Origin of the sequence: Acidihalobacter prosperus (genome assembly GCF_000754095.2) — a bacterium.
Classification (GTDB): Bacteria; Pseudomonadota; Gammaproteobacteria; order DSM-5130; family Acidihalobacteraceae; genus Acidihalobacter; species Acidihalobacter prosperus.
The window spans coordinates 256,047-279,080 of sequence record NZ_JQSG02000002.1 but is presented as its reverse complement, the minus strand read 5'-3'; the positions used below and the strand labels follow the sequence as shown (position 1 = coordinate 279,080).

The window sequence follows — 23,034 nt, the reverse complement described above, 5'->3', positions numbered from 1 at the left end:
GGTTGAGTTCGCAACGGAATTGTACTTATGCATGGCGTAAATTTTTATCGGGCATTCGAAGATCGCTATCGTGGTTCTCGGGAGTTAATCAAGGGGAGATTGCGGGTCTATCTCCCGTTCGTTCTGCCGCTAAAGAGCATATATGACCATTGTGCCGTAATCGATTTGGGGTGTGGCCGGGGCGAATGGCTGGAACTCCTGGGTGAATCCGGTTTTTCCTGCCAAGGCGTCGACCTGGATGAAGGGATGCTGGCGGCCTGCCGAGAACGAGGATTTTCCGTCGACAAAAAAGACGCCATAGAGGCTCTCGAGCAACTTCCTGACGAAAGCCAGACGATCGTTTCGGGCTTCCATATGGCAGAGCATATCCCATTTGGCGCATTGCAAAAGTTGGTGGAAGAGGCGTTGCGGGTGTTAAAGCCCGCCGGTCTACTTATTTTGGAGACGCCAAATCCGGAAAACATCGTCGTCGGCTCATCCAGTTTCTATTCAGACCCCACGCATCTGCAGCCGTTGCCGCCTAGGCTGTTGTCGTTTTTGCCGGACTACACAGGATTCCTGCGCACCAAGACCCTGGGGCTTCAGGAGCCTGAGGAACTGCGAACCGCGAAGAACATCAGCTTGCTGCAGGTGCTCAACGGCGTGAGTCCGGACTACGCAATAGTTGCCCAAAAGGCGGCGCAGGAAGAAATACTGAAGGGTTTTGATGCGGCTTACGAACAACGATACGGTTTGACCCTTGAAGATCTGGCGATGCGCTATGAAGCGGGACACCTGCAGCGAATAGATGAAGCTGTCGCGCATGCGCAAAAGGCGGAAGCAACGGCCTTGCAGGCGCTAAGTGAGTTGCATGGGATTTGTGGCAGTCGATCCTGGAGGATGACAGCCCCCCTGAGATGGATGGCGCATCAGCTTAGGATGGTGCGCCAGGAAGGCGCGACCGTAAGGGCAAAGAAGTTTGTTAAAAAAATGGCCTATCCCGTGGCGCGGCGTGGTGTTGTTCTTCTGCAATCCCATTCGCGTCTCAGGCATTTTGGCGTGCGTGTTGTGAAGAAGATTGGCTTGTATGCGCCGCTCAAGAAACTATATGGAAGAATGAAAGAACGCGTTCAACAGAACAACGAAATAAATCAATGCGATTTGAATGACCTCCCTCCGCGTGCGCGCAGTGTTTACGAAGAGCTCGATCGAGCTATTAATTCCAGAAAGGAGCGGCATTGATGCGTATCGTCCTGGACTTGCAGGGCGCGCAAACCGAAAGCCGGTTTCGCGGTATCGGGCGATATTCGCTGTCTCTGGCGAAAGCGATTGCACGCAATCGTGGTGAGCATGAGGTCATCGTGGCCTTGAATGGCTTGTTTCATGAAACCATAGAGCCCGTTCGCGCGGCCTTCGAGGGCATTCTTCCACAAGAAAACGTGCGGGTATGGGAGGTGCCGGGACCCACTAGGGCCACAAACCCAAATAACCGGCAACGACGCCAAGTGGCTGAACGAATTAGGGAAGCTTTTTTTGCTAGCCTAGATCCCGACGTGGTGTTGATCACCAGTCTATTCGAGGGATATGGGGATGATGCGGTCACCAGCGTTGGAGAATTGGATGGGAATACTCCCGTCGCTGTTGTCCTATATGATTTGATTCCGCTCATAAATCCAGATGAGAATTACAAGTCGAATGATATTCTCCGGGAGCACTATTCTCGCAAGATCCAGTCTCTAAAACGAAGCCAACAACTGCTAGCCATTTCCGAAAGCGCTCGGCAGGAAGCCATCGATGCCGTTGGCTTCGATGAGCATCGGGTTGTCAATGTATCGGGGGCATTTGACCCATCGTTTCATAGGTTGAATTTGTCGGAGCAAGAGAAGGGCGAGGTTTGTCGTAGGGTCGGAATCACACGTGAGTTCGTCATGTATACGGGCGGCGCGGATGACAGAAAGAACTTGCGCCGTTTGATTCAAGCCTATGCGGAGCTTCCTGATGGTTTAAGAGATATACACCAGCTTGTGCTTGCCGGGAAAATGCCGGAAGGTCACGCGAAGGATCTTCTGAAAACTGCCAAGAGCTGCGGCTTGACGGACGAAGAAGTCGTTCTGACCGGCTATGTCGAAGACGACGACTTGCTCAAGTTGTACAACAGTTGTGCATTATTCGTTTTTCCATCGCTGCATGAAGGATTCGGTCTTCCTCCGCTGGAGGCCATGGCCTGTGGGGCGCCTGTCATAGCCTCCAATGCAACAAGCCTCCCTGAGGTGGTGGGTTATGAGGATGCGTTGTTCGATCCTTGTTCGGTTTCATCGATAAGCAGGAAAATGGAGCAGGGGCTCGTAGATGAGGATTTTCGCGCTTCTCTTGCCGCCCACGCAAAATCGCAGATCGGTAAGTTCTCTTGGGATGAAAGCGCCAAGCGCGCGCTGCGGGCGGTTCGGGTCTTCGATCGCGGCTCTTCGGTGAAGGGTCTTGCGCCTGTCAATGTACAGAAAACATCGAAATTTCTTCAAAACAACAAAAAAATACTTGTAATCAAGCTGGATCATATGGGGGATTTGCTTCTCGCGGTTCCTGCCATTACGAAATTGCGAGCCAGATATCCCTATGCAACCATAGATGCAGTGGTCGGAAGCTGGAACGCTTCGATCGCCGAGCAGATCAAGGTTTTTGACAATCTGTTTTTTTTGGACTTTTTCAAGAAGAAATCGGCCGAATCACCATCCGCTAAAGACAGCGAGATCGGTGAATTTCTCGATCGGCTTGGTGAGTACGATATTGCGATAGATTTGCGAAGACAAAGAGACACGCGATTTCTGCTCGCGAAGGTGAAGGCCAAACACAAAGCAGGCTACCAGACCTTCGACCCGGATATTGACGACAAGCTTGATGTGGTGCTTCCCTCCTACCCCGATATCCCATTCGAGACGACACCGCTCAACAGGACGTCAATCACCGTCCAAATGCTGCGCATAATCGATGCCTTGCCTGAGGACATCAATGATTACGTGTCGCTCCCCGCGCTGGCTGAGCGGCGGAAAGACGATTCGAGCGCGGTGGCAATCTTTCCCCATGCCGGGAACGACGTTAAGGAGTGGGGGCGCGAAAATTATCGTGGGCTCATCGAGTTGCTGGATCAGGATGCACGCATCGAAGCCATCAATGTTTATTTCGCCAGTGATGATGAAGCACGTCGATTCGGCCTCGGGTCCGACGGGAAAATTACGATTCATGCAGGGCTTGAGTTCTCTGATCTTGTGCAGTCTCTTGCGAGGAATGCCATCTGCGTAGCCAATAACTCGCTTGGCGTACATTTGGCCGGCTATCTCGATCTCATTGTTCTCGGTGTTTATGCGGGACATGAGACGGTTGCAGAATGGGCGCCCGTATTTGGCGACAGCTATGTTGTCCACGAAAGTGTTTCCTGTTCACCTTGCCATATTGCGTCCCGTTCCGACTGCCAGCACGAAATGCGTTGTCTGGCAAACATTTCCGTCGAGTTTGTTTACAACAAGGTGATGGAGGCGGTTTCGTCTTTAAGGGATGATCGCGATGCTTCGGGGAGCGGAGCCATACAGACTAGTGTTTCTTCGGCCAAGAGCCCGGATGAGATAGTTACAGAACTACTGAATTCGCTCGCTGATTGTGGGGGGGGCGATTTCACTGATGCCGACAAGGGGAGGATCGCACGGTGCGTTGCCTCCAATATCGTTCCGGTCGGGCAGAACAGGCAACTGTTTGTGGATGTGTCGGCACTGGTTCATGTTGATGCAAAGAGCGGAATTCAACGTGTCGTACGAAGTGTTCTCGGCTATTTGCTGAACAATGAGCCATCTGGTTATGACGTGATTCCCGTTTATGCAAATGCGGATAGATTGGGATACTTCCGGGCGAATGCGTTTTCCAGTTCATTTTTAGGTGAGCCTGCTGTCGGTGGCTTAAGAGATGACGCCATATCGTTCTATCCCGGAGATGTCTTTTTGGGCTTGGATTTGCATCCGCATGTCGTCTCCGCCCAGAGGGAAACCCTTGAGCAGATGCGGCGCCATGGAGTTCTGATCAAGTTTGTAGTGTATGACCTGCTTTGTGTGCTGATGCCGCACTTCTTCGACGATGCTTTGGTGACCGCCTTTCGGCAGTGGCTGGAAGTGGTGGCCGCGAGCGATGAGGCTGTGTGTATCTCCAAGGCGGTTGCCGATGAGCTCACCGACTGGGTCGACAGGAATGATCCGAAGAGAAGTCGGCCGCTTCGTATCTCCTGGTTTCACCTGGGGGCCGACATAGAGAATTCGTCTCCATCGCGTGGTCTTCCGCCTGATGCGGAGGAAGTACTTCGGACGGCAACGGGGCGAGTCAATTTTCTTATGGTGGGTACCTTGGAACCCCGGAAGGGGCATGCCCAGGCGCTTGCCGCATTCGAGGTGCTCTGGGAAGAGGGCAGCACCGCCAATCTGATCATAGTCGGCAAGGAAGGCTGGAAGACCGGAGAGCTGGCGGAGCGGCTGCGCAGTCATCCGGAGATGAATAAGCGTCTGTTTTGGCTCGAAGGAATCAGCGACGAGTACCTGGAGCGGATCTATGCGGCAAGCACTTGTCTGATCGCTGCATCCGAGGGCGAGGGCTTCGGTCTTCCTCTGATCGAGGCCGCTCAGCGGCACCTGCCCATTATTGCGCGTGACATCCCGGTATTTCGTGAGGTTGCCGGCAAGCATGCATATTATTTCGAAGGCCGCGAGCCGGAGGCATTGGCGAAAAGTGTCAATCAATGGTTAGGGCTTTACGACTCGAATACCTATCCTCAATCCTCCGATATTCCATGGATGACATGGAGCCAGAGTGTGGAGCAGCTTCTGTCCATCATATTGCCCGTGAATCAGACGGTGGCAATGAAATGAGTGTCATGACTACGAATCGCTGTATTACCACCGCCGCCTGCGAAAAACGGCCGAGCTGGCGCATTACGTGCCCTATTTCTACCCCCTGGACGGCATCCTGGAATGGAACCGGATGTACGGGCGCAAGGGGTTCTTTCAGTACCAGTGCGTCCTGCCGCCCGCAGCCAGCGCGGAGGGCGTGCAGGATCTGCTCGAGATCATCGCCCGGCACAAGACGGGCTCGTTCCTGGCGGTGCTCAAGACCTTCGGGCACAGTCCTGCGCCGGGAATGCTTTCCTTCCCGCGGCCGGGGGCAACCCTGGCCCTGGATTTCCCGAACCAGGGTCGGAGTACCCTAAGGCTTCTGGACGAACTCGATGCGGTCGTGCGCGCATGCCGGGCGACCTGTTCCGTGCTGCCTATCCCGCCTGGTCGGAGTTCAGCGCCTTCGTCGATCCGAAGTTCTCGTCGAGTTTCTGGCGGGGGGGCATGGAGTGACTATGCAACGTATCGTGATTTTTGGGGCCACCTCTGCCATCGCCGCGGATCTGAACGAGCACGCACGGCATGAGGCCCTGCTGTCCCAAGCCGAGGAAGCCCTGAGCGGCATGGACGTCGTTCTGGTCTCGCATGGCTCGCTGCCGGATCAGAAGGCCTGCGAGCGATCGGTCGAACTGACGCTCGCGGAGGTGACGACCAACGCCCTGAGCGCGATCTCGCTGCTGACCCTGTCGGCGAACAGGCTGGAGGTGCAGGGGGGGCGGCGTGGTCGCCGCGATCAGCTCCGTCGCCGGCGACCGGGGGCGGCAGAGCAACTACGTTTACGGTGCGGCCAAGGGGATGCTGACCCTGTTCCTCCAGGGGTTACGCAATCGTTTGGTGCGTGCGGGCGTCTCGGTGGTCACCATCAAGCCCGGCTTCGTGGATACGCCCATGACGGCGCATATCGAGAAAAAGGGCCTGCTGTGGGCGCCGCCAGAAGCCGTGGCCCAGGGTATACTGCGCGCGATCGCCAAGCGGCGGGATGTTGTCTACCTGCCGGGAGTGTGGCGGTGGATCATGTTGATCATCCGGCATATTCCCGAAGCCGTTTTCAAGCGGCTCGAGTTATGAGCCCCCGGCCGGTCGCCTTCTTCGATTTCGACGGCACGCTGACGTATCGGGACAGCCTGATCCCGTTTCTCAGGATGGTGAGAGGAAGCGCGCCGCTGGCTTTGGATTTGCTGTCGGTATCGCCCTGGCTGTTGGGGTATGCTTTGCGCATCACGCGAAACGATCGCGCCAAGGAGGCGCTTTTTGGCCAGGCGCTCGCCGGGACATCGCTGGAAGACTTGCGTTCCCTAGGGCGCGACTTCGCGGAAACACACATCAACGGGATGCTCCGCTCGGACACCTTCGCGCGGCTGCGCTGGCACCAGTCGCAGGGGCACCGATGCGTGCTGGTCAGCGCCTCGCTGGACGTTTATCTGGAGCCGTGGGCGGAGCGCGTCGGCATCGATGCCTGCCTGGCCTCCTCGCTCGAGGCCGACGCCGAGGGCGTGCTGACGGGGAAGTTTGAGGGTGCCGACTCTACGGCCACGAAAAGGTTCGGCGCATCCGGGCCCTCCTGGAGAGCGTTGGCTCCCCGAGGAGGACCTATGCCTAAGGCGACAGCTCGGGAGACATTCCCATGCTCAGCATGGCGAGCGAGGGCTCCCGCGTGAAAGGTGCTATTCGCCCGTTCGTGACACAACACACCGATACTAGAGAGTGAACCATGTCGAAAACAGCCATCATCACCGGCATCACCGGCCAGGACGGCGCCTATCTGGCGGAGTTGCTGCTGCAGAAGGGCTACGTCGTCTACGCGACCTACCGTCGCACGAGCTCCGTTAATTTCTGGCGTATGGAGGAACTCGGCGTGGCGGGGCATCCGAACCTCCACCTGGTCGAATTCGACCTCACCGACATGAGTTCGGCCATCCGCCTACTGCAGAACAGTGGCGCGACGGAGATCTATAATCTCGCCGCGCAGAGTTTCGTGGGCGTGTCCTTCGACCAGCCGGTCACCACCGCGGAGATTACCGGCGTGGGGGCGCTGAACTTGCTGGAGGCGATCCGGATCGTGAACCCGAAGATCCGCTTCTACCAGGCGTCGACTTCCGAGATGTTCGGCATGGTACAGGCGATCCCGCAGACGGAGGAGACGCCGTTCCACCCCCGCAGCCCCTATGGCGTGGCCAAACTGTACGCACACTGGATCACGGTGAACTACCGCGAGAGCTACGACATCTTCGGCTGCAGCGGCATCCTGTTCAACCACGAGTCGCCGCTGCGGGGCCTGGAGTTCGTGACCCGCAAGATCACAGACAGTATCGCCAAGATCAAGCTGGGCAAGCTGGACGTGCTGGAGCTCGGCAACCTCGACGCGAAGCGCGACTGGGGCTACGCCAAGGAGTATGTCGAAGGCATGTGGCGCATGCTGCAGGCAGACAAACCCGGCACCTATGTGCTGGCGACCGGCCGTACCGAATCGGTGCGCGATTTCGTGACCATGGCCTGCAAGGCGGTGGACATCGAGATTCAATGGCAGGGCGAGGGCGAGGATGAATACGGGGTCGATGCCGCCACGGGCAAGACGATCGTGCGCGTCAACCCGAAATTCTATCGGCCGGCCGAGGTCGATCTGTTGATCGGCGATGCCGAAAAGGCGCGGCGCGAACTGGGTTGGGAGCCCAAGACCAGCCTGGAGGAGCTGTGCCAGATGATGGTCGAGGCGGACCTGCGCCGGAATGAGTCCGGTTTTTCGTTCTGAGGGGCCGGCATTCGCTTGAAGCCGGATGCGAGTAGGCTGTGCCGCCGCAATCCCGATGCGAGCAGAGGTTGCAGATGAAGATAGCCCTGGTTACCGGAGCTTCCGGATTTACCGGAAAGTATATGGTTGCCGCACTTAAGGACAGAGGATACCGCGTGGTCGGCCTGGGCCAGGACGACTGCGGTGCGGACGTTAGCCTTTCGTGCGATCTGACCGACGCCGAGGCCGTCAGGCGGGCGATCGCGGAGGCGCAGCCTACCCATGTGGTGCACCTGGCTGGCATCGCATTTGTCGGGCATGGCAGCGCGGAGGATTTCTACCGCGTGCATGTGTTCGGTACGCTCAACCTCCTGTCCGCCCTGGAGACCCTGGCGCAGCCGCCGCGCGTGCTGATCGCCGGCTCCGCCAACGTGTACGGCACGCCGGATGTCGAGGTGCTCGACGAGTCGATCTGCCCCGCGCCGGTCAATCACTATGCGACGAGCAAGCTGGCGATGGAGCACATGGTGCGTACCCGTTTCGAGCGCATGCCCATCGTGATCGCGCGCCCCTTCAACTACACCGGGATCGGGCAGTCCGAGGACTTCCTGATCCCCAAGATCGTGTCCCACTTCAAGCGCGGGGCCGAGACGATCGAGCTGGGGAACCTGGACGTGAGCCGGGATTTCTCCGATGTGCGCGACACCGTCGATGCCTATGTGGCGTTGCTCGAATCCGATGTCCGTTCGCAGGTGGTGAACGTGTGCAGCGGCCGCGCCGTCGCCCTGCGTGCGGTGCTGGCCGAGGTGGGCAGGTTGGCCGGCTACGAGATCAAGGTCAGGGTCAACCCGGCCTTCGTGCGGGCCAACGAGATACCCGTCCTGCGCGGCAGTCGTGACAAGCTGGTGTCTCTCGTTGACTGCGCAATTCCGCGCCCGTTATCCGATACGTTGGCCTGGATGTACCAAGAATGAGGATTGGTCTGTCCACTTCTGTACTGGAACCCGCGCGTACCGCTGGCCGGCTTGACGGCATGGGAGTTTACACACAGCACTTGTTGAACGGATTGAAGGAGCGTCAACAGCAGGTAGTGCCCTTGTCTTTCCCTAAGCGTGGAGATGGGGGGCGGTTGTCGGTCGGGCAGTCTTTTGGCGTGCCATTTCCTGTGGCGGCGCTGGGTGGTGTGTTTAGTGGCGGCTTTTGGCGGCAGAATCCAAAGGTCGATGTATACCATGCGACCGATTATCGGGTTTTGCCTATGCGCTGCCCTGTGGTGGCGACGTTGTACGATGCCATCCCGATGGTGGACCCGTCGATGGCCAATCCACGGTTCAGGCAGCTGAAAAATGCCTTGATGCGAAAGTTGGCGAGTTATGCCGATGCGGTGATCGCCATTTCTTCATATTCGGTCGCCGAACTGGTGGAGCATTATCGGGTCGATGAGTCGCGTATTCGGGTGATTCACTGTGGTGTGGACAAAGTCTGGCTGACAGATCCAGATCCTGCATTTGTCGGTCAGATCTTGCCGCGTTACGGGCTGACGCCCGGGTATTTCCTGGCTGTGGGAACACTCCAGCCCCGCAAGAATTTCACCCGCGTGATTGAAGCCCATGCATTGCTGCCTCAGGAGGTGCGTCGTGAGCATCCCTTGGTCGTTGTGGGTAAACCGGGCTGGCGCTGTGAGAATCTGATCGAAACCCTCAAGCATAAGGAAGCGCAAGGCGAAGTGCGCTGGTTGTCCGATGTCGGAGAGAGGGCTGAACTGCGGGCCTTGTATTATGGGGCATCGACCTTTGTGTTTCCGTCTCTGTACGAGGGTTTCGGATTGCCGGTGTTGGAGGCCTTTGCCAGCGGTATCCCAGTGGTGACGTCTAATACGACCTCGTTGCCGGAGGTTTCCGCGGGCATCGCCTGGGAGGTCGATCCGACTTCGGCCACGGACATTGCGGAGGCCATGCTGAAGTCGCTGGTGGACGAAGACGAGCGGCAGACGCGTATCGCCGCGGGCAGGGAACGCGTACGCCTCATGAGCTGGGACAAGACCGTCGAGGAGACGCTGGGCGTTTATCGTGAGCTGAGTCCTATGTCGGTATGACAAAACGGCTTGACGCGGGCATGTTCATCATTCGATCTGCTCCGAGGTACATGCGGGCGGAATACACGAGGTTACGATGACGCGTATAGCCGTCGTCCACGACTGGCTCACCACCTATGCCGGTGCCGAGCGCGTACTGGAGCAGATACTGCAGCTGTATCCGCAGGCCGATCTGTTTTCCGTGTGCGATTTTCTGCCGGAGGCAGAACGCGCCTTTCTGGGTGGCCGGCAGCCCAAGACCACCTTCATCCAGAAGCTTCCGGGCGCCCGCAGGCGGTATCGAAGCTACCTGTCTTTGATGCCGTTGGCGATCGAGCAGCTAGACCTTTCGAGTTACGATCTGGTGATTTCAAGTTCGCATGCGGTGGCCAAAGGCGTGTTGACAGGGCCTGATCAGGTGCATGTCAGCTATGTCTATACACCGCTGCGTTACGCTTGGGATCTGCAGCACCAATATCTGCGCGAATCGGGCATGACCCGCGGCCTCAAGAGCTGGCTTGCGCGCTACCTGCTGCACCGCATCCGTCAGTGGGATGTGCGGACTGCTAACGGTGTAGATGTTTTTGTGACAAGTTCGTCATATATCGCGCGTCGTATCCGTAAGGCGTATAGGCGAGATGCCATAGTCGTCCCGCCACCTGTGGATATTGATGGATTCGCCCCAGGCCCGACCCGGCAGACGTATTACCTCACGGCTTCGCGCCTCGTGCCCTATAAGCGAGTGGATCTGATCGTGTCGGCTTTCGCTCGCATGCCGGGACGTTCGCTCAAGGTTGTGGGCGCAGGCCCGGAATACGAACGGATCGCGGCATTGGCCGCCGGGCATGACCATATCGAGATGCTGGGCTACCAGGGCGCAGACGAACTCGCCGCGTTGATGGGAGAGGCAAAGGCGTTCGTTTTTGCCGCCGAGGAGGATTTCGGCATCGCCCCTGTCGAGGCCCAGGCCGCGGGCGCACCCGTGATCGCCTATGGTCGGGGTGGGGCTCGCGAGACGGTGGTCGAGGGTCGTACGGGACTGTTTTTCGAGGCGCAGACGCCGGAATCGCTGATCGCCGCTGTGGAACGTTTTGAGCTGGCGGGCGTGTCTTTCTCGGAACAGGCGTGCCGCACCCATGCGGAACAATTTTCAGTCGGTGCCTTCCGCGCACGGTTTGCGGCCGTGGTCGAGCAGGCCATGGCTGCGCACGATGCCTGAATGGGGCTGCGCCGTACGGCAACCCCGCTTGCTAGAATACTCGGCTACCTATCAGTGATCGTCATGTCGATATGTTGAGACGCGGTTTGCTCAGGGATTACGCCTCGTCTATCTCGCTGCTGACACGCACGCTGGATATCCTGTTGATCCTGCTGGCCGGCTGGCTGGCCTATCTTTTCCGTTTCTGGGATGCGGCTACGCCCACTCTGCCCGGGGCCTACGGTGCGCTGGTCCTGATCGGGGCGCTGATGACATTGATCGTCTTCCCGCTGTTGTCGGTATACGACTCCTGGCGTGCCAGAGGGGTATTCGCGCCCGCCGGCCGTGTCCTGCTGAGCTGGTGCGTGGTTTATCTTGCCGGCATGGTGCTGCTGGTGCTGGGTCACGAGGCAGACGCCTTTTCCAGGCTTTGGCTGGCCTATTGGGGGGGCTTGGCCGCCCTGTTCCTGGTGGGGCTGCGCATCGGGATCTACTGGATTCTGCGCGGTTTGCGCCGCCGAGGGTACAACCATCGCCCAGTCGTCATTGTCGGTGCCGACCAACAGGGACGCGATCTGGCGGCCCGTGTCCGGGCCGCCGACTGGTCCGGCCTGGAGGTGTTGGGGCTTTTCGATGCATCGACATCGCCACGCGATGCAGTGAGCGAAATTCCCATTTACCGCTTGGACGGTTTGGCGGCTTTCGTGTCCGCGCACGCGGTCAGCGAGGTCTGGGTGGCCATGCCGCTGGAACGGGGGGGCGAGTTGCGGCGGGTGGTCGAAATGCTGAGGAATTCGCCGGTGAATATCCGCTATGCCCCTGATCTGTTCGGGCTTTCGTTGCTCAACAACGGCGTGACCGAGGTCGTCGGCGTGCCGATGATCGATTTGTCGGCGACGCCGATGCAAGGTACGAACCGCCTGCTCAAGGCATTGGAGGACCGTCTGCTGGCGGCTTTGATCCTGGCGATCGTGAGTCCATTGATGCTGGCGATCGCCGTGGCCGTCAAGTTCAGCTCGCCGGGCCCGGTTTTTTTTCGTCAGCGTCGCCACGGCTGGGACGGGCAAGAGATCGTCATCTACAAATTCAGGACCATGCGCGTGCATGCCGAGGAGGGCCGGGTGACACAGGCGACCCGAGATGATCCGCGCGTCACCCCGATGGGTGCATGGTTGAGACGTGCCAGCCTCGACGAGCTGCCTCAGTTCATCAATGTTTTGCAGGGGCGGATGTCGATCGTCGGCCCTCGCCCGCATGCGGTCGAGCACAATGCGCAGTACCGCGACACGATCGATCGCTTCATGCTCAGGCACAAGGTCAAGCCGGGCATCACCGGCTGGGCACAGGTCAACGGTTGGCGTGGAGAGACCGATACCGTGGAGAAAATGCAGCGACGGATCGAGCACGATCTCTATTATATTGAGCATTGGTCGATCGGCTTCGACCTCAAGATCATTCTGTTGACGCTGTTTCGGGGGTTTGTCCATCGAAACGCCTACTAGATTCATGAATAGGCCGGCACCGCGCGGTGTGTGTGTCCCGGCTCAGGGGCGCGGGGTGGACCGGCTTCCCATCGGCGACCATTCGGGGGGCGCATGAAGTTATTGGTGACCGGCGGTGCCGGGTATATCGGCTCTCATGTCGTGCGTCAGCTCGGCGAAGCCGGGCATGAGGTGGTGGTTTACGACAATCTTTCCACCGGGTATCGCTGGGCGGTCTTGAGCGGCACGTTGGTCGAGGGCGATCTGGCGGACGGTGCGCGGCTGGATGCGCTCTTCGAGACGCACCGATTCGATGCGGTCCTGCATTTCGCCGCCTCCATCGTGGTTTCCGAGTCGCTGGCGGAGCCGCTCAAGTATTACGGCAACAATACGCGCAATACCTTGACGCTGCTGGAGCGGGTACGGCGCTTTGGGGTGCCTCATTTCGTGTTTTCCTCCACGGCGGCGGTCTACGGCATGACCGATCTGCCGTTGGTCGACGAAACCGTGCCCCTGGCGCCCGCGAATCCCTATGGGGCTTCGAAAATGATGAGCGAACGCATGCTCATGGATCTCGGCCTCGCGGATGGCCCGAGCTATGTGGTGTTGCGCTATTTCAATGTGGCAGGCGCGGATTCCGAGGCGCGCATCGGCCAATCCACCCCGGAGGCCACGAGTCTGATCAAGGTGGCCTGCGAGGCCGCGTTGGGGCGCCGCGAGTGCCTGCCCATATTTGGTACGGATTACCCGACGCCCGACGGCACCTGTATCCGGGACTTCATCCATGTCGAGGATCTGGCACGCGCACACCTGGACGCCCTGGCGCATCTAGCCGCAGGTGGCTCGTCCGAGGTGCTGAACTGCGGTTACGGGCGCGGCTACAGCGTCCGCGAGGTGGCCGATTCGGTCAGGCGTGTTGGCGGGATCGATTACCGTGTCGATGAGGTCCCGCGTCGGCCGGGCGACTTGCCGGTCATGGTTGCCGACAACACGCGTATTCGCGAGGTGCTGGGCTGGACGCCGGCCTACGACGATCTGGACCGGATCGTGGCCGACGCGCTGCGCTGGGAAAGAAATTCGCCGGCGCAATGAAATGATCGCTTGCAATCAAGGTCATACCCCTGAGCCTCCTGCCCGGCCGCGCCGCCGCGCATGTCCGAACCATTTCCATACACCTTTCAAGAGACTTGCATGACAACGACTACCCTGCACGATGAGCGGCTGTCGAGCCGGCCCTATGTCTTGACCGGCCTCGCCGTGCTGACCGCTGTGATGTTCATCTGGCCGATTCAGGGCACGATCGCGCTGCGCAACGCGTTGTTGTTTTTCGCCCTGATCTGGGTTGTCGTCGGCATGCGGCGGCTGCCGAGCGATGTGCGTTGGTCCATCGGAGTGCCGCGCGTGGTGTGGTGGATATTCGGGCTGCTGACGGCCTGGATGCTGATCCAGGTGATGGGTTGGGCGCTGGCGCCGGAAAAGGTGCTGAACGAAATACGTGGCCGCTGGCTTTTGAATGTCATCGTGTTCTTCATCGGCGTGTCCGCCGCGCGCCTGCTGCCGGATCACCGCCAGACGCTGCTGCGCCTGTTGTTCGCGGTCCTGGCGGTCAACGTCTGGTTCATTGTGGCTGTCGATCTGGTGCATTGGATGCAGCATGGCACGCTGATGCGGCGCTTCGGCGGGCTCGAGGGCACGAATTTCCTGGAAGTGACGGGATCGCCCGACAAGGCGAACTATCTCACGAACATGTATCTCGCCCTGTTGTTCGCCGAGGTCATCATGAAGCGCCTGGGCCGCGAGGGCGCACTGGGGTTGGGTTATCCCGCGATCGGCCTGCTGTTCGCGGGCGGCCTGTTCTCGTCCTACATCGAAGACATGCGCAACGGCACGGTGCTGCTCGGCTTGATGACGGTGCTGAGTATCGGCGTCCTGATCAGCCAGTCGCCGCCGGCCCGCCGCCGCCGCGAGATTGCCGTGGCGCTGCTGGTCGGCGTGGTGGGGATCGGTTTTGTCGGCTATACGCTCAGCCATCAGCAACGCTGGAAGACCCTGTTGGCTACCGTTCCCATCGCACTGGATACCACGCACAACCGCGAGTGGCTGACCGGCGGTCTGCCGAAGTTTCCGGACGGGCAGGTCGTCAACGTTTCCAATTACCAGCGTATTGCCTGGGCCAAGGAGGGGTTGCATGTCATCTGGCGCTATCCCCTGGGAGTAGGGTTCCAGGGGCAGGCTTTCGGCTATGGCGTGGATGCGATCTATCACACCGACCTGGCGCGAGGGAATCACAGCCACAGCGGCATCATCGACTTCACCGATGGCGTCGGGTTGCCCGGCTTGGCGTTGTGGCTGATATTCATCACCACGCTGTTTCGCAGCGCCTGGCGTGGGCTTGCCACGCATCGCGTGGCGGCGGCAGCCGCACTGGGCATGGTCGTGTTCGATTATTTCACGCGCAGTCTGGTCGACAGCATCATGCGCGACCACATGTGGGAGATGTTCATGTTCATGTCCGGCTTCCTGCTGAGCTGGGCGATGCTGGATCAACGCCGATCGCTCTCGGACACGGCATGAGCGTGTTGTCGTCGCCGATGCCTGGGCCGGTCGGCCTGCCCGCCGAAGTCCATCGAGCGAGAGCCGGCGCCGGGCGCACGGCGCTTCCGGCAGGCCGCTGAATGGCGGCCAATAGCCACGCATGAAGCGCTTTCCGGTATGGCTCATCGTGCTCGCGCAGTTTTGCGGGACTTCGCTGTGGTTTTCCGCCAATGGCGTAGCCGATCAGCTGGAGCGAGCCTGGGGGATCGGTGCCGAGGGGCTGGGGTATCTGACCAGTGCGGTGCAGCTGGGGTTTATCGTCGGCACGCTGCTGTTCGCGTTCTCCGGGCTTGCGGACCGCTATCGCGCGAGCCGCATTTTTTTCGTGTCGGCGCTGGTCGGGGCGGCCGCCAATGCGGGATTCGCCCTCTGGGCGCATACGCTGTGGGCCGGGCTGCCCTTCCGGTTCGTCACCGGGCTGGCGCTGGCCGGCATTTACCCGCTGGGTATGAAGCTGGTGGTGAGCTGGGCGCCGGAAAAGAAGGGCATGGTGCTGGGCTGGCTTGTGGGCATGCTGGCGCTGGGTACGGGGTTTCCGCATCTGGTGCATGCGCTGGGCGCGCAGCTGGAGTGGCATGCGGTCGTCGGCGTGTCGTCGCTGCTCGCGGCGGCGGGGGGGCTGGCGATCTTCTGGCTCGGTGACGGCCCGCATCACCCGGCGGCCGCGCGCATGCATTGGGGCGGGGTGTTCGGCGCCTTCTCGAATGCGGGGTTTCGCAGCGCCGCGCTGGGCTATTTCGGTCATATGTGGGAGCTGTATGCCGTCTGGACCTTGGCGCCGCTGCTGATCGCACCGTTGGTGGCGAAGGCGCAGTGGGCGCCGCAGACGACGGCCCTGCTGTCGTTCGCGTTCATCGCCCTGGGCGGCGTGGGCTGCGTGGTCGGCGGCTATCTCAGCCGGCGGACGGGGAGTGCGCGGGTGGCCGCCGGCGCGCTCGGGTTGTCGGGTGCGGTTTGTCTGCTCTACCCGGCGCTCGGCGGTGCGCCGTCATGGTTGGTCTGGTTGTTGCTGGCCGTCTGGGGCGTAACGGTGGCGGCCGATTCGCCGCAGTTTTCCGCGCTGGCGGCCGCGGCCGTGCCGGGCGAGACCATGGGCAGTGCGCTGGCGGTCATGAACGGGGTCGGTTTCCTGCTGACGGTGCTGGCCATCGAGCTGACGACGCTGTCGTGGTCGATGCTGGGCACGGCCGCGATCTGGCTGCTGGCGCCGGGGCCGCTGCTGGGGCTGTGGGGGATGCGCGCGCGCTGATGCCGGTCTGCTGCCGGATGTCTGCGGCGCATGTAGAATCCACGTGGCCAGGAGTTTGGTCGCGACTTGAATGGAGAATCCGATGCGGGCTTGGTATCGCGGTTTTGGACTGTTGGGCTTGCTGGGCGCGTTGCTGCTGGGCGGCTGCGCCGCACATAACCCGCTGTTGGGGCAGTGGACGTTCGAGCGCTACTCGGGCGGGGGCGATCTGGGTTCGGTGCTCGGCGGCCTTGCTGCGCCGTTCAGCAAGGGCACGACGGTCGAGTTCACCTCGTCGACGATGATCGTGAGTCAGGGCGACCAGAAGAGCCGCATCGCGGTGGATCATTACGACATCAAGGGCAATCGGGTGACGGTGTGGCTCAAGAGCACGCCGTCGGTGATCCGTGCCGAGACCTACGTCGTCAGCGACGATGGCCAGTCGATTTCCCACGAGCTGGCCGGCAGCGGGATGAACGAGGTGTTCACCCGCAAGCCCGGGGCCTGAGGTCAGGTCGTGGCCGGGCCGCCCGTTACCTGCCGCCAGGTGGGGGCGGCGGCGGCGGGGAGCCCGGTGGTGGCGGCGGTACATAGCGCGGCCGCGGGTAACCCGGCACGGCATTGCCTCTGGCGTACATGCACTGCATGTAGGCGATGTTGTAGCGTCGTTGCAGGCTGAACTGGCTTTGCTGGGCGGCACCGGCCCCCATCGCCGATCCCATCAGCAGCCCGGCACCCGCCATGGAGCGGGTCAACCCGGGGTCGTCGCCACCGCCCATGATCAGTCCGCCGAGGGCGCCGAGGGCGCCGCCGACCGCGGCTCCGCTCAGTACCTGCTGCTGGGCGACCGCGTTGGGGTCCACGCCCACCTGTTGGCGTGCGTACTGCCGGCAGAAGTAGTCGTCGCGCTGGAATTCGTCGAGCGGCTTGCCGGGGCCGGGCATGACCGCGACCGTGGGCGCCTGGGGTACCGTGGCGCAACCCGCGAGCAGTCCGGCGGCGACCAGCGGCAACAGCGAAATCGTGATGCGTTTCATGCCTGCGGATTCCTCTAGTGCTCGGCGGGAGGCGTGACCGGCACCTTGCGCCAGCCGCCCGGGCAGCTGCGGACGTAAGGATAGTAAGCCTTGGCGCCCGCGCAGTAGTACCAGTATTGCTGTGGCGGTGGCGGTGCTGCCTGGGGCTGGGACGGCGGCACCACGACAACCGGCGGGTTGGGGTACTCGTACGGGTATTCGTAGTAGTAGCGGGGGTAGGGCCAGACGGGGCGCGAGTAGAAGTACCAGACGCCGGGGCCGGCTATCCACCACCAGCCGAAACGACCGTCATGGTCGCCGTGATACCAACGGCCGTCGTGATCGAAATGCCGGTAGGGGCCGTGCCAGTCCCAGCGGTCGGCGTGTGCCGCGGGAACCAGTCCGCCCGCAAGCAGGGCGGCGGTCAGCAGTGCGCGTGCCATGAAGGGTCTGTTCATCGCTCGTACCACCGTGAGGTTGCAATGGCCGTCCACGGACGCATTCGTCCGCGCCATGGCCCGTGGCCGATTGTAGCATCGGACAAGAAGGCTAAGCAGATGAAAAGTTTGACGAAGTTTGACTGGGGCGGGTGTCCGGCCGCCAGCCCTTGTCGGGCCGGCGGCGCGAACGGTGCGCTTATTTGGCCTTGAGGAACTCGGCCGCGCTTTCCTTGAGGAATTTCAGGTCGCTGGAAGTCGGCTGGCCGAGTTTCCAGGCGCCGCGATGCTTGGCGTGATAGATCGCCGCGTCGATCTGCATCGTGCTCGCACCCTGATTGATCTTCAGCGATTCGCCGGGGAAGATCAGGTCGGGGTCGTGAATCTTGCCCGAGTTCGCCTTGTAGATCAGCGGCCACTCGTAGGGGTTGCCGTAGATGTCCTGCATCCCCGCGATGTTCCAGAGATTGTCGCCCTTCATGACGGTATAGGCCGTCTTCTTGCTGGGCATGGTCGGCGCGGGCGGAGGCGGCGGTGCCGGCTGGGCGGTCGGGGCCGGTGCGGGCGGCGCGGCGGGCTCGGGTGCGGGGGTGGTTTTCGCGGTCGTGGCACAACCTCCCAGCAGGGCTAGGGAAACGAGTGCTACGGTCGCCGCTGAACCGCGTATGGCATTGACTTTCATCCTTTCTTCTCCTTGAGGTGTGATGAATGCCGGTGGTGATGCCGGGTGCGATTCAGAAGGGTCGCGATAGGTTCTTCGGCATGGGCGCACACACGCCTGGCCACCCGGGAGCACCGTTTGGCGTCTTCCCTCATCGATTTCCCCCTGTCTCGCCTGTCTGGCGTCCAACCAGACGGACCGGGCATTTAGAGCGGGTATTCTGCAGGAAGTTCCGGGCATATGGACAGTGTCGCCAGTTGCCGACAGTGGCGGGCGTGCCGATGCGCGCGCTACGGTCGTCCCGCGGAAGATGATCGATTCAGCCGCTGTTCATGCGCATTTGCGCAGACTGGCTCCGACGGTGGCGAAACCAGCGCCACGTTTCGGCGCAGGTCGCGCTGCAAGGCTTGGGAGGAATTCGAAATGCCGAATAAGATGCAACGGATCATTTTGGCGGCGGGCGTCGGCGCCCTGCTGATGGGCAGCAGCCTGGCGGCCCGTGCGGATGACGATGGCGGTGTGTGGTTCGGCGTGCACATGGGCCCGGTCCATGCCTGGGTGGCGCCGCCGCCGGTGGTCGTCGTGCGCCCGCCGGTCAGGGTCTACGATTACCCCTATCGCTATCATGACCGTCGAGAGGATCGGCGCGAGGCGCGTCGAGCCTGGCGGCGTCACGAATGGCGCGAGCATCATCGCCGTATATGGCGTGGCGACGACGATCACCGGGATTACGGCTACGGCTACGGCTACGGTCGTCCGGGCGATCGCTACCGCGACTGATGGCGGTCTGATGCCGTGTCTGCGCCGAAATCCTTCACAGCTCGAAACCCGCGTGCAGCCGGGGTTGCTGCACGCGGGTCGAGGGCGGCAGCTTGTCGGCGAAGGTGGCCATCGCTTCGGGTTCGCCATGGACCAGGAAGGTCCGTTCGGGCGAGCCGGTGCGGGCATGCCAGGCCAGCAGTTCGGCCTGGTCCGCGTGCGCCGAGAAGCCGCCGATGGTGTGGATGCGGGCCCGGATCGGAATGTCCTCGCCGAACAGCCGCAGACTGTCCGCACCGTCGATGATGCGTCGCGCCGGGGTGCCGTGCGCGGCGTAGCCCACGAAAACCACGCTGCTGTCGGTGCGCCAGAGATGATGGCGCAGGTGGTGGCGCACGCGTCCGCCGGTGCACATGCCGGACCCGGCCATGATCACGGCGCCGCCATGGATTTGGTTCAGCGCCATCGATTGCGCGGCTTCTCGCGTGAAGCGCAGATTGGGTACTGCGAACGGATCCTTGCCGTCGGCGAGCAGTGCGAGCGCGTCCTCGTCGTAACACTCGGGGTGGCGCCGGAAGATCTCGGTGGCGGAGATCGCCATCGGCGAGTCCAGAAAAATCGGCAGCGAGGCGGGCAGGCGGCCGGATTCGACGCCCTCGCGCAGGTAGTACAGGATCTCCTGCGCACGTTCCAGGGCGAAAGTGGGAATGATGACATTGCCGCCGCGTCGGAAGGTGTCGTCGATCGCCGTGTAGAGTTCTTCCACCGAAGGTTGCAGCGCCTTGTGCAGTCGGTCGCCGTAGGTGGTTTCCATGACGACCACGTCGCAATCGCCCGGCGGCTGCGGGTCGCGCAGGATGGGGCGGCCGCTGTTACCGAGGTCGCCTGAAAACAGCACGCGCCGGCCGTGCCCGTTTTCGGTGATTTCCAGCAGCACGCTGGCCGAACCGAGGATGTGCCCCGCATCGTGGAAGGAGACGCGAATGCCCTCGGCCAGATCCAAAGGCTGTGCGTAGGCGGCCGTGCGTCCGAAATTGTCGATGGCAGCGAGGGCGTCCAGCTCGGTGTAAAGCGGATGGGCATCGCCCTGGGCATGGCCGTGCCCGTGCCGCGCCGCGCGCCGCGAACGCCGTTCGGCGTCTTCCTCGTTCAGGTGGGCGGCATCGAGCATGACCAGCCGCGCCAGTTCCCGGGTGGCGCCCGTGGCGATGATCTCGCCGCGGAAACCGCGCCGGGTCAGTAGCGGAATCCGTCCGCAGTGATCGAGATGGGCGTGGGTCAGCAGCAGGTAGTCGATCGCGGCGGGATCGAAGCTGAAATCGCCGGCGTTTTCCTCCTCCAGTTCGCGATTGCCCTGGTAAAGACCGCAGTCGATCAATATCCGCTTGTCGTTGCATTCGACCAGGTGGCAGGAGCCGGTCACGCCCTGTGCGGCGCCGTGAAAGGTGATCTGCATGGGCGGGTCTCCGCAGTTGGGGTCAGTCGTCGGTGCCGTCCGGCTCGAGCAGCGGTTTGCCGGCCGCTTCGTACCAGGCCAGGATGCCGTCCCAGATGTCCTGTGCGGTCTCCGCATACCAGAACAGCGACAGGTCCTCGTGATCGATCACCCCTTCGTCGGCGAGATAGGCGAAGTCCACTGCCCGCCGCCAGTAGGCCTCGCCGACCAGTACCACCGGCACCGGCGCGATGCTGCGCGTCTGCACCAGGGTCAGGGTGCCGAACAGCTCGTCGAGCGTGCCATAGCCGCCGGGAAACGCGACCAGCGCACGGGCACGCAGCAGGAAGTGCAGCTTGCGCATCGCGAAATAGTGGAAGCGGAAGCACAGTTCGGGCGTGATGTAGGGGTTGGGATACTGCTCGTGGGGCAGGCGGATGTTCAGGCCCACGGATTCGGTGCCGGTGTCGTGGGCGCCGCGATTGGCCGCTTCCATGATGCCGGGGCCGCCGCCGGTCATTACCACCAGCTGCCCACCGCGGGCATGGCGGCCAGCTCGGCTGGCGATGGCGCCGAACTCGCGGGCGACGTCGTAATAGGCGCTTTTTTGCAGGATGCGTTTGGCTGTGGCCAGCTGGCGTCGCAGGCCGTCGTTGTCCGGCTGCGCCGCCGTTTGCGCGCGCAACGCGTCGACATGCGCCTGCGCGGCGGAGGGTTCGACCAAGCGGGTGCTGCCGAAGGCGACGACGGTGTGTTCGATGCCGTGCTCGCGCAGCGCCAGCTCCGGCTTGAGGTAATCGAGCTGCAGGCGTGCGCCGCGGGTGTGGTCGGCGCGCAGGAAATCGCCATCCTCGATGGCCTCGCGGTAGCTGGGGCTGGCCAGGATGCGGCGGATGCGCTCAGGCGCGTCCGGGTCCTCTTCGGGAGGTTTGGGATGATGCCAGGGCAGGGGTTCGTGCCGGTGCAGCGGATCGGCGGGCGAGGGCACGTGGGTGCCGCCGTCGGCGTGCGCGGGTTTGTCGGGGGCCGTCATGGCGTGACAATTTCCTTGGTGTGCCTGTGGGCAATCTAGTGCCGCGACAGCGTCGTGGCAAGCGCGATGTGGCGTCAAGTTCTGGTAGAATGCGGCTTTGATCGATTGATCCAGCGGTTGTCGCCCCATGCACGAAAAGGTTTACGTCCAGACTCAGGGCTGTCAGATGAACGAGTACGATTCCGGCAAGATGCTGGACGTGCTGCGCGAGGCCCGGGGCGCGCAGTTGGCCGCCACGCCCGATGAGGCCGACATCCTGCTGATGAATACCTGCTCGATTCGCGAAAAGGCGCAGGAAAAGGTCTTTTCCCTGCTTGGGCGGTGGCGAGAGCTCAAGCAGCAGCGGCCCGACCTGATCATTGGCGTCGGCGGCTGCGTCGCTTCCCAGGAAGGCGAGGCGCTGCGCCAGCGCGCGCCGTTCGTGGACATCGTGTTCGGTCCGCAAACCCTGCATCGCCTGCCCGAGATGGTGGCCGAGGTGCGCCGCGCGCGCGCGCCGGTGGTGGATATTTCCTTTCCCGAGATCGAGAAGTTCGATCACCTGCCGGAACCGCGCGCAGAGGGGCCGACCGCCTTCGTTTCGATCATGGAGGGCTGCAGCAAGTACTGCACCTACTGCGTGGTCCCCTATACGCGCGGCGAGGAGGTGAGCCGTCCCTTCGACGACGTGATCGCCGAGGTCGCGATGCTGGCCGCGCAGGGCGTGCGCGAGGTCAACCTTTTGGGGCAGAACGTGAACGCCTACCGCGGCCCGATGGTGGATGGCGAGATCGCCGATCTGGCGCTGCTGATCCGCTATGTCGCCGCCATCGAGGGCATCGACCGTATCCGCTACACCACTTCGCACCCGGTCGAATTCAGCGACTCGCTGATCCAGGTCTACGCCGACGTGCCGCAGCTGGTCAGCCACCTGCATTTGCCGGTGCAGCACGGTTCCGATCGCATCCTGGCCGCCATGAAGCGCGGCCATACCGCCCTCGAATACAAAGCCAAGATCCGTCGGTTGCGTGCCATCCGCCCGGATCTGTGCCTGTCCTCGGATTTCATCGTCGGCTTTCCCGGCGAAACGGAGGCGGATTTCGAGGCGATGATGCAGCTGATCGAGGATGTCGGCTTCGACCAATCCTTCAGCTTCATCTACAGTGCACGCCCCGGCACGCCGGCCGCGGCCTATCCCGACGACGTGCCGCTGGCGGTGAAGAAGGCCCGGCTGGCGCGGCTGCAGGCGCGCATCAACGAAATGGCGGCGGCGATCAGCGAGGCCATGGTGGGCACGACCCAGAAGGCGCTGGTGACCGGGCCGTCGCGGAAGGATCCGCGCTGGCTGGCCGCGCGCACCGAAAACAACCGGGTGATCAACTTCCGGGGCGACGTGGCCCTGATCGGCGACTTCGTCGAGGTGCGCGTGACCGAGGCGCTGAGCAATTCGCTGCGCGGCGAGCTGGCGGCTCATGCGCCGTCCGCGCAGGCGGTCGGCGCATGAGC

20 protein-coding genes and 1 pseudogene are annotated in these 23,034 nt (G+C 61.9%); 16 read left to right on the top strand and 5 right to left on the bottom strand.

Annotated features, from left to right (window positions below):
- Nucleotides 1-27: 27 nt before the first annotated feature.
- The 14 genes and pseudogenes from THPRO_RS05290 (at nt 28) to THPRO_RS16945 (ending at nt 16,716) form a co-directional block, all read left to right on the top strand.
- On the top strand, nt 28-1,221 hold the full coding sequence (locus tag THPRO_RS05290) for a class I SAM-dependent methyltransferase (protein ID WP_065089316.1): 1,194 nt from the start codon (nt 28-30) through the stop codon (nt 1,219-1,221).
- Nucleotides 1,221-4,880: a glycosyltransferase gene (locus THPRO_RS05285; RefSeq protein WP_065089315.1), complete on the top strand. Its 3,660-nt coding sequence runs from the start codon at nt 1,221-1,223 to the stop codon at nt 4,878-4,880. Before THPRO_RS05290 ends, THPRO_RS05285 begins: the two co-directional genes overlap by 1 nt.
- Before the next feature lie 67 nt (nt 4,881-4,947).
- Entirely contained in the window at nt 4,948-5,430 is a 483-nt protein-coding gene (locus tag THPRO_RS17110) for a hypothetical protein (RefSeq protein WP_169817944.1), read from the top strand.
- Nucleotides 5,360-5,972 (top strand): annotated as a pseudogene (locus THPRO_RS16220) (SDR family NAD(P)-dependent oxidoreductase). Before THPRO_RS17110 ends, THPRO_RS16220 begins: the two are co-directional and overlap by 71 nt.
- Nucleotides 5,969-6,562 carry an HAD-IB family hydrolase gene (locus THPRO_RS05270; protein ID WP_052064284.1) on the top strand — a complete coding sequence of 198 codons (594 nt, stop codon included), beginning with the start codon at nt 5,969-5,971 and terminating at the stop codon, nt 6,560-6,562. The pseudogene THPRO_RS16220 and the gene THPRO_RS05270 overlap by 4 nt, the downstream one beginning before the upstream one ends.
- A 53-nt stretch (nt 6,563-6,615) precedes the next feature.
- Entirely contained in the window at nt 6,616-7,653 is a 1,038-nt protein-coding gene (gene gmd, locus THPRO_RS05265) for a GDP-mannose 4,6-dehydratase (protein ID WP_065089314.1), read from the top strand.
- 74 nt (nt 7,654-7,727) lie between these two features.
- Nucleotides 7,728-8,606: an NAD-dependent epimerase/dehydratase family protein gene (locus tag THPRO_RS05260; protein WP_065089313.1), complete on the top strand. Its 879-nt coding sequence runs from the start codon at nt 7,728-7,730 to the stop codon at nt 8,604-8,606.
- Nucleotides 8,603-9,727, top strand: coding sequence for a glycosyltransferase family 4 protein (locus tag THPRO_RS05255; RefSeq protein ID WP_038089375.1), 1,125 nt, complete (start codon nt 8,603-8,605; stop codon nt 9,725-9,727). Before THPRO_RS05260 ends, THPRO_RS05255 begins: the two co-directional genes overlap by 4 nt.
- A 76-nt stretch (nt 9,728-9,803) precedes the next feature.
- Nucleotides 9,804-10,925: a glycosyltransferase family 4 protein gene (locus THPRO_RS05250; protein WP_065089312.1), complete on the top strand. Its 1,122-nt coding sequence runs from the start codon at nt 9,804-9,806 to the stop codon at nt 10,923-10,925.
- 71 nt (nt 10,926-10,996) lie between these two features.
- Complete coding sequence (locus THPRO_RS05245) at nt 10,997-12,406, top strand: undecaprenyl-phosphate glucose phosphotransferase (protein WP_038089378.1); 1,410 nt, start codon at nt 10,997-10,999, stop codon at nt 12,404-12,406.
- Nucleotides 12,407-12,499: 93 nt separating this feature from the next.
- Nucleotides 12,500-13,477: a UDP-glucose 4-epimerase GalE gene (gene galE / locus THPRO_RS05240; RefSeq protein WP_038089383.1), complete on the top strand. Its 978-nt coding sequence runs from the start codon at nt 12,500-12,502 to the stop codon at nt 13,475-13,477.
- Between the two features lie 99 nt (nt 13,478-13,576).
- A complete protein-coding gene (locus THPRO_RS05235; RefSeq protein WP_038089385.1) occupies nt 13,577-14,959 on the top strand; it encodes a hypothetical protein in 1,383 nt (460 codons plus the stop codon).
- 121 nt (nt 14,960-15,080) lie between these two features.
- Nucleotides 15,081-16,229 (top strand): MFS transporter, encoded by a 1,149-nt coding sequence (locus tag THPRO_RS05230; protein WP_065089311.1) that lies wholly within the window; start codon nt 15,081-15,083, stop codon nt 16,227-16,229.
- Between the two features lie 82 nt (nt 16,230-16,311).
- Nucleotides 16,312-16,716 (top strand): hypothetical protein, encoded by a 405-nt coding sequence (locus THPRO_RS16945; RefSeq protein ID WP_161489933.1) that lies wholly within the window; start codon nt 16,312-16,314, stop codon nt 16,714-16,716.
- 25 nt (nt 16,717-16,741) lie between these two features.
- Here the strand turns inward: THPRO_RS16945 and THPRO_RS05220 are convergent, their stop codons facing one another.
- The 3 genes from THPRO_RS05220 to THPRO_RS16215 form a co-directional block, all read right to left on the bottom strand.
- Nucleotides 16,742-17,245, bottom strand: a complete 504-nt coding sequence (locus THPRO_RS05220) for a glycine zipper family protein (protein ID WP_038089392.1) — start codon at nt 17,243-17,245, stop codon at nt 16,742-16,744.
- 14 nt (nt 17,246-17,259) lie between these two features.
- Nucleotides 17,260-17,682 carry a hypothetical protein gene (locus THPRO_RS05215; RefSeq protein WP_052064286.1) on the bottom strand — a complete coding sequence of 141 codons (423 nt, stop codon included), beginning with the start codon at nt 17,680-17,682 and terminating at the stop codon, nt 17,260-17,262.
- A gap of 178 nt (nt 17,683-17,860) precedes the next feature.
- Nucleotides 17,861-18,343 (bottom strand): LysM peptidoglycan-binding domain-containing protein, encoded by a 483-nt coding sequence (locus THPRO_RS16215; protein ID WP_082954455.1) that lies wholly within the window; start codon nt 18,341-18,343, stop codon nt 17,861-17,863.
- A gap of 402 nt (nt 18,344-18,745) precedes the next feature.
- Between THPRO_RS16215 and THPRO_RS05205 the strand changes: the two genes are divergently transcribed.
- Complete coding sequence (locus THPRO_RS05205; RefSeq protein WP_038089396.1) at nt 18,746-19,102, top strand: hypothetical protein; 357 nt, start codon at nt 18,746-18,748, stop codon at nt 19,100-19,102.
- Nucleotides 19,103-19,136: 34 nt separating this feature from the next.
- Here THPRO_RS05205 and THPRO_RS05200 read toward each other — a convergent pair whose 3' ends face one another.
- Nucleotides 19,137-20,537, bottom strand: coding sequence for an MBL fold metallo-hydrolase RNA specificity domain-containing protein (locus THPRO_RS05200; RefSeq protein ID WP_038089400.1), 1,401 nt, complete (start codon nt 20,535-20,537; stop codon nt 19,137-19,139).
- 22 nt (nt 20,538-20,559) lie between these two features.
- The gene (locus THPRO_RS05195; protein ID WP_052064287.1) at nt 20,560-21,549 is read right to left on the bottom strand and encodes an LOG family protein; all 990 of its coding nucleotides are present in this window, start codon (nt 21,547-21,549) and stop codon (nt 20,560-20,562) included.
- A gap of 127 nt (nt 21,550-21,676) precedes the next feature.
- Here THPRO_RS05195 and miaB point away from each other — a divergent pair, with 127 nt between their 5' ends.
- Complete coding sequence (miaB, locus tag THPRO_RS05190; RefSeq protein WP_065089309.1) at nt 21,677-23,032, top strand: tRNA (N6-isopentenyl adenosine(37)-C2)-methylthiotransferase MiaB; 1,356 nt, start codon at nt 21,677-21,679, stop codon at nt 23,030-23,032.
- The last annotated feature ends 2 nt before the right edge of the window (nt 23,033-23,034 follow it).

Excerpts from the sequence above, each read along its gene's own strand:
- THPRO_RS05290 (WP_065089316.1), top strand. The coding sequence starts at position 28 with ATGCATGGCGTAAATTTTTATCGGGCATTCGAAGATCGCTATCGTGGT.
- THPRO_RS05285 (WP_065089315.1), top strand. The coding sequence starts at position 1,221 with ATGCGTATCGTCCTGGACTTGCAGGGCGCGCAAACCGAAAGCCGGTTT.
- THPRO_RS05270 (WP_052064284.1), top strand. The coding sequence starts at position 5,969 with ATGAGCCCCCGGCCGGTCGCCTTCTTCGATTTCGACGGCACGCTGACG.
- gmd (WP_065089314.1), top strand. The coding sequence starts at position 6,616 with ATGTCGAAAACAGCCATCATCACCGGCATCACCGGCCAGGACGGCGCC.
- THPRO_RS05260 (WP_065089313.1), top strand. The coding sequence starts at position 7,728 with ATGAAGATAGCCCTGGTTACCGGAGCTTCCGGATTTACCGGAAAGTAT.
- THPRO_RS05255 (WP_038089375.1), top strand. The coding sequence starts at position 8,603 with ATGAGGATTGGTCTGTCCACTTCTGTACTGGAACCCGCGCGTACCGCT.
- THPRO_RS05250 (WP_065089312.1), top strand. The coding sequence starts at position 9,804 with ATGACGCGTATAGCCGTCGTCCACGACTGGCTCACCACCTATGCCGGT.
- THPRO_RS05245 (WP_038089378.1), top strand. The coding sequence starts at position 10,997 with ATGTTGAGACGCGGTTTGCTCAGGGATTACGCCTCGTCTATCTCGCTG.
- galE (WP_038089383.1), top strand. The coding sequence starts at position 12,500 with ATGAAGTTATTGGTGACCGGCGGTGCCGGGTATATCGGCTCTCATGTC.
- THPRO_RS05235 (WP_038089385.1), top strand. The coding sequence starts at position 13,577 with ATGACAACGACTACCCTGCACGATGAGCGGCTGTCGAGCCGGCCCTAT.
- THPRO_RS05230 (WP_065089311.1), top strand. The coding sequence starts at position 15,081 with ATGAAGCGCTTTCCGGTATGGCTCATCGTGCTCGCGCAGTTTTGCGGG.
- THPRO_RS16945 (WP_161489933.1), top strand. The coding sequence starts at position 16,312 with ATGCGGGCTTGGTATCGCGGTTTTGGACTGTTGGGCTTGCTGGGCGCG.
- THPRO_RS05220 (WP_038089392.1), bottom strand. The coding sequence starts at position 17,245 with ATGAAACGCATCACGATTTCGCTGTTGCCGCTGGTCGCCGCCGGACTG.
- THPRO_RS05215 (WP_052064286.1), bottom strand. The coding sequence starts at position 17,682 with ATGAACAGACCCTTCATGGCACGCGCACTGCTGACCGCCGCCCTGCTT.
- THPRO_RS16215 (WP_082954455.1), bottom strand. The coding sequence starts at position 18,343 with ATGAAAGTCAATGCCATACGCGGTTCAGCGGCGACCGTAGCACTCGTT.
- THPRO_RS05205 (WP_038089396.1), top strand. The coding sequence starts at position 18,746 with ATGCCGAATAAGATGCAACGGATCATTTTGGCGGCGGGCGTCGGCGCC.
- THPRO_RS05200 (WP_038089400.1), bottom strand. The coding sequence starts at position 20,537 with ATGCAGATCACCTTTCACGGCGCCGCACAGGGCGTGACCGGCTCCTGC.
- THPRO_RS05195 (WP_052064287.1), bottom strand. The coding sequence starts at position 21,549 with ATGACGGCCCCCGACAAACCCGCGCACGCCGACGGCGGCACCCACGTG.
- miaB (WP_065089309.1), top strand. The coding sequence starts at position 21,677 with ATGCACGAAAAGGTTTACGTCCAGACTCAGGGCTGTCAGATGAACGAG.